Below are 5860 nucleotides of genomic sequence, written 5' to 3' on the forward strand. Positions count from 1 at the left end.
GCTCTAAATCGAACGATAAACCGATTCCGGGAACGTTCAGCCTTGTTGCTGCAGAACAATCACCGCAAGCAGTCCGACCGCAAGGAACGGACCAAACGGCAGCGCCGTTAGCCACGTCACCGGCTGCTTCGAAAGTTGCATGAGACCGGCCGCCGCCAGCGCGGTGACCGAAGCGATCAAAAGCTGAATCGGTACGCCGACAACGCCGATCCAAACGGCGGAAGCTGCAAGCAACTTGACGTCGCCTAATCCCAATCCCTGAACCTTACGCCAATTGTAATAGAGCCAACGCAACAGCCAGACCATCGCGCCGATGACGACGCCCTCGCAAAGCGCAGCGACCGCAGACGCCAGGCCCGCGAGCGCTGCAATCCGTACCACACCGGTCGCGGCGATCAGCAGATTGAGCCAGTCGGGGATGATGCCGTCGCGCAAATCAATCCATGCGAGCCAGATGCACGCAAGGCCGAGCAGGATCAGAGACGTTGTCACAATCATATGGATAAGGAGCCAACGAGGCCTCTCCCTATACAGCCTTTCTCGTCCAACGAATCCGGCAAGCTGTCTTACTTTTTCTTCCCGTAACCGACGACGAAGGCGACATTCATCTCGCTTGGCGGCGGCTCGAAAGGTGCGCTAGCGCGGATGGTTGCGAGCGCGCTGGCATCGAGCTTCGGCTGGCCGCTGCTTTCCACGACCGCCAACGTGCCGGGCTTGATCTGCCCGCTAGCAGCGAGCGTGAAGGACACCCTCGCATTGCCATGCAGACCGGCTTTGCGGCCTTCATTTGGATATACCAGATTGGCCTGGACCTTCTTGGTCAAGCGCTTGACGTATTTGCGGAGGCGATCTGCCTCGAGATCCTGCTCAGCCTTAAGGACCTGCGCCTTCTGCTGTTCGTCAGGGTCCTGCGTCTGGCGCACCTGCGGAGGAGCCGGCTGTTGCGGCGCAGAGATCTGCTGTGGCTGCGGCGGTGGCTCCGGCGGCTTGGAACCATCATCCTCCTGCGGCTCGGGCGATGGCGTCTCCTGCTGCTGCGGCGTCGGTTGTGGCTGCTGCTGCGGTTGGTCAGGCGGCGCTTGCGCCACCCTTCCCTCGGTCTGCGTGTCGGACACCACGCCCTGCAACTCCACGACGAGCACCTCGGAGTCGTCGGGCGGCGGAGTAAAATTGTTCACGACGAACGGCAGCGCCACCGCCGAATGCAGCACCAGCGAAGCCGCCATGCCGTGCCAGATCGTGAACTTCAGCGCCCGATGCATGGTCTTTCTCGCAGCGCACGATGATGAACGCTCCAACAATCGCCCGCTATCATGTCATTTTGCCGCGTTCTGGGTCTGCACCGCGACCCTGGTGAACTTGAGCTGCTTGAGTACGTCGGTGACATCAATGAACTGCTGGAACCGGATCTCGCGGTCGGCCCGGATCAGAAACGAGGTCTCCGGCGGCAGGTCTATCGCCTTCTCAGCCAGTGAGTCCTTCGTGACCTGCTCGCCGTCCAAATAGATCGCGCCGCCGACCGTCAGCTCAATCGTCTTGTCCTTCTGCTTGTTAGTCTCGGCATGCGCGGTCTGCGGCAACGCAATCGGGATGCGTCCGGCGGCGATGAAGCTCGCGGTCATCAGCACGATGGTCAGCAACACCAGCATGATGTCAACGAACGGGATGACGTTGAGTGTTCCGATCGGCTCATCATCCATGAGAGTTCTCCCGGTCGATCTCCCATTCCAGCATCAACACCTTCATCTTCCGCAGCAGCGCGTTGTAAATCACCACCGAGATCAGCGCGACGATCAGGCCGGCAGCGGTGGCCTTCAACGCCAGCGCCAGACCGATCATGATCTTGCCGGTGTCGATCGAGGTATCGAGGCCCAACGTGTAGAATGTCAGCATGATGCCGAGCACTGTGCCGAGCAGTCCGATGTAGGGCGCGTTGGAAGCGACCGAAGCGACGACGAACAGCCGCTGGGTCAATTTCAATTCCAGGGCCTTGATACTCGTGAACGTTCTCAGATCAACGGTGCGGTAGAAGAAGATGCGCTCGAAGGCGATGGCGAGCACCATGACGCTGAGCACCAACAGCAGCCCTATCACGCCGTAATCAATCGCCGCCGACAGCCAAGCTATCTGCATCCAGATCTCTTTCCGTCTTTCGAATCACCAAGGCATCAACTTCTGCCTTGGAGGGTGACACCGCTATCGAGAACGAAAACTCCTGAACCGACATACCGGACGATTCAAAAAGTCGCACCGATTTGCACCAGTCCCCTGAATCCACGATCATAGGTCTGGGCACCATCGTTGGAGCCATAGGTTTGGGCGAGCATGGCCTTGAGCAGCAAGGCACGGCCGGGGAGATATTCATAGGTCCCGTAATAGCCGAGACCGACATCATTGATCTGCGTGTACGCCTTCCTCAAGGTCGTATAGGCAGCATTTTCGATCCATGCCGCGCCCACGTCAGTGAATATACCGATGGAATGATGATAATTGGTCATGTCCGGTAGCGCGTATTTCAGCTCAGGTGTGAACATGAAACCGCTGTCGCCCGCCAGACCCTCGTCGAACGATCGAACACCCCAGATGCCGGTTAAGGCGAGTTGCTCGCTGGTGTCCAGATTTCCCGATAGCGATTTCTGTGCCCTGATGTCGGTGGTCAACGAAAGCCTGTCGGCCAATGCCAGAACCGAATTGAATACGAGATTGACCTTCTGAAAGTCGCCAGCAGTATTGACGCCCGCGATATTGATCGCATTCTGGATGGGATCCTGAAAATCGACATTACCCGCGGTGAAGGAGAACGTTGCGTTGGTCATGATGGGAAGACCGAAGATCGCGCCGACCGTTTGTCGCGTAATCCCGAATGTTCCGAGGTTCATCAATCTGTTGGCGATGGAAACGCCGAGAACGTTGTCATTCAGCTCCTTGTGGGTGTAACCGCCCATAATATGAAGGCTTTCATCGCGCGTCCGCTTCAGCCCATAGCTGAGTATGGCGCTCTCGCCATTGGCGGTGCCGGTCGCACCCAGACTTTGATAGATACCGCCAAGCGCGTATGTGGTGCGGAACGCCGAAAATTCGGCCCGCACGCCGGAATATCCGATCGGAAGCGAATAGGCGATGCGGCCATTCACAAGATTGGTGTTGTCCGAAACCATACCGAACACGGACAGCCGGTCACCGATGCCGAGCGGAGAATTCAGGTTGAGGCCGCCGCTCAGCCTGTTTCGGCCGGTATAGGGCGAGCCGAAATCGTCTGCGAACAGAAAACCATCGACACGCTGTGTCGGTGGTACATCGAAGGCAATATCGGAGGTTTCCGGCTGCCGCCCGGCCGCGACAGTCATCCGTGGCATTCCCGCGCCATGCAGATCGGAGATCAACAGCATCGCGCGCTCGAGTTCATCCTTGTGGATCAGTGACGAGCCGGCCAACGCATGATCGATCACGTTGTGCAGGAAGTCATCACGCACAAGCGAATCGTTCTTCAGTGTGACGGCTCCGTACTTGCCCGGCAGGACTTTGATCGTTAGCGTGCCGCCGGTCGCGTTTTGCGCCGGTACATAGGCCTTGGCCAACAGATAACCCTTGTCGCGGTACAGCGTGGTGATCCTGTCGGCGGCTTCATAGATTTCCGCCAGGGTGAGCTTGCGATTCTCGTAAGGCGCGACCATCTCGCGGATCTCGGCCTGGCTGACAAGGTCGGCGCCCTCAATCTTGAAATGACGCACCAGCAGGGTTGAGCTGTCCTTGAGCAGGAACGGCGGCTCGACCAGCCGCGGCAGCACCGGAGTCGCCGTTTCTTGCGGCAGCTGGGCGCGGCGCGCAATGTCCGCTTGCCGCACCGCGTCACCGATATTGTATCGCGGCACGACGGGTGGCATCTGTCCCAACGCCGGCAAGGTCATCACGAACAACGAGCCCGCGGCCGCGCTGGAGGCAAGGAGGAGACTGAGCTTCATCGGTGCAATGCCTTGTCAGATATTACTGAGGTGCTCGAGCCGGCGGGTTGTGCTCGCAACAACCGAGCCACCCGATCGGGCATGTGCGCGAGACACATGCGGCAACACGACGAAAAGCGTCGTCATCGCCAAGGATCGCGTGAGAGTTAAGGCTGTGTGAGCGCACGGAAACACCGCGTGAAGATCAACAGCCGCACAGCCACGCGAATTCGCATCCCCAGTGATACAAACATAACAAGCCCCCGCTTTAACGACTCGATGCCAATCTGCCTGAACCAACTTCAGGCGCGGCAATGATGGACGCACAGCGACGTCCCCTCCCCGTCCCATATTCATGATATTTATACGTATATAGCGGTAAAGGACCGCAGAATATGAGTCAAGTCTCGCACAACTTTGATTCTCAGCCTGTCGCGTTTGCGTCGGCACATAGGCCTTAGCTTTTACGGCACAGCGCGGTGATCGTGCGGGCTATTTGCCTTGTCAGATATCATTGAGGTGCTTAAGCCGGCGCGTCGTTCTGCAGATCGAGACGCTGGCCGTTGACGTCGATACTGCGGATGGTGGCGCCAAGGTTCCCGCCATTGCCATCTCCCTCCAGCACAAACAAGGCGTCTGCGGCTACACCGGAGACTAAGGAGGTTGAGCTTCATCGACGCAATGCCTAGTCAAACTTCAGTGAGATACCTGAGCCGGTGCGCGTTTCTCCGCACAATGTTGATCGTGGTCCAACGAATAACGCTACAGCCGATCGCTTGGATTCTTCCAACTTCATCATTCGGAGGATCAGCCGTTCAACCTGGCTATGCTCCAGACGGTCGTCCCAACCTAGAGCCCTTTCACTTCTGATGGAATCAGAAGCGAGGCTCTCAGATTTTGATCTGCGCGTTTTCTTCACGCGAACCGGTGTCCACTCCGCTTGAAGACGCTCTAGAAACGATACTCCAATCCCGCATAGACTGTTCGTCCGGCCGCCGGGAAGCCAACCGCATATTCGTATACGCTGTTGAACAGATTGGTAGCACGCACGTAACCGCTGACGCCGTTGCCAAAGTTTTGATGGATGCGTGCGTTGACCACTGCATATTCCGGAAGCGTTTGCCGCACGGCGGCGTTTGATCTCGAACCGACCGACTGGTCCATGAAATAGGAGAGGTCGCTCGACACTTGAAGGCCGGGAGATGGTTCATAGGCAACCAGAAGATTGACCACCTGACGCGGCCGATAGTCCACAGGAAAACCCGAGGACGGATAGCGCATGTCGAGATAGGTATAACCAGGCCGGAACATCAGTGTCGGCAACGGCGAAAAGGAACCTGAAACCTGAAACCCGGTGATGTTGACGTCACGGTTGACAAAAACCTGGTTAAGCTGGTCGTTGAGGATAAAGTTGCTCACATCGTTGCGGAACGCGCTTGCACGCAACTGTGCTTTCGGCGCGACCGACCACGCGAGACCCGCCTCATAATTGTTCGACTGTTCGGGACGAAGCGTAACGTTGCCCTGCTGTGGGTTGAAGAGCTGGTCGATAGTCGGAAAACGAACCTTGCGAGCATAAGTACCGAACGCAAGCAGATCTGACGTCAGGTCATAACCAACGCTCGTCATCCATTGCGCGCCTGTGTTCGTTGTATCCGAGCGCTGAAACCAATGCTGGCTAAAGCCCATCGTCAAATGCAGTCGCGGTAGCGGATCGACACGATATTCAGTCGCGGCCGATGTGGTGGTCAGCGCATGAGATTCATCCAGGGTACGCCAGCCAAAGGTGTTACCACAGTTGCCTCCGCCTCCGCCTCCGCCGCCCCCGCCGCCTCCGCCGCCTCCGCCTCCGCCGCCGCCTCCGCCTCCGCCGCCTCCGCCGCCTCCGCCTCCGCCTCCGCCTCCGCCTCCGCCGCCTC

The 5860-nt window shown here is 58.2% G+C and carries 6 protein-coding genes; all 6 read right to left on the reverse strand.

From position 1 onward, the window contains the following. Positions 1 to 36: 36 nt before the first annotated feature. Positions 37 to 498 carry a prepilin peptidase gene (locus NWI01_RS16010; protein WP_141384970.1) on the reverse strand — a complete coding sequence of 154 codons (462 nt, stop codon included), beginning with the start codon at positions 496 to 498 and terminating at the stop codon, positions 37 to 39. A gap of 68 nt (positions 499 to 566) precedes the next feature. Continuing rightward, positions 567 to 1262, reverse strand: a complete 696-nt coding sequence (locus tag NWI01_RS16015; protein WP_141384971.1) for an energy transducer TonB — start codon at positions 1260 to 1262, stop codon at positions 567 to 569. Between the two features lie 54 nt (positions 1263 to 1316). Next, positions 1317 to 1700, reverse strand: a complete 384-nt coding sequence (locus NWI01_RS16020; protein WP_141384972.1) for an ExbD/TolR family protein — start codon at positions 1698 to 1700, stop codon at positions 1317 to 1319. Beyond that, a complete protein-coding gene (gene exbB, locus NWI01_RS16025; RefSeq protein WP_141384973.1) occupies positions 1693 to 2133 on the reverse strand; it encodes a TonB-system energizer ExbB in 441 nt (146 codons plus the stop codon). Before exbB ends, NWI01_RS16020 begins: the two co-directional genes overlap by 8 nt. Positions 2134 to 2237: 104 nt before the next feature. Continuing rightward, the gene (locus NWI01_RS16030) at positions 2238 to 3962 is read right to left on the reverse strand and encodes a ShlB/FhaC/HecB family hemolysin secretion/activation protein (RefSeq protein ID WP_141384974.1); all 1725 of its coding nucleotides are present in this window, start codon (positions 3960 to 3962) and stop codon (positions 2238 to 2240) included. Between the two features lie 930 nt (positions 3963 to 4892). Continuing rightward, on the reverse strand, positions 4893 to 5711 hold the full coding sequence (locus NWI01_RS16035) for a TonB-dependent receptor domain-containing protein (RefSeq protein ID WP_307723468.1): 819 nt from the start codon (positions 5709 to 5711) through the stop codon (positions 4893 to 4895). Between the last annotated feature and the right edge of the window lie 149 nt (positions 5712 to 5860).

The organism is Nitrobacter winogradskyi (genome assembly GCF_006539545.1).
Classification (GTDB): Bacteria; Pseudomonadota; Alphaproteobacteria; order Rhizobiales; family Xanthobacteraceae; genus Nitrobacter; species Nitrobacter winogradskyi_A.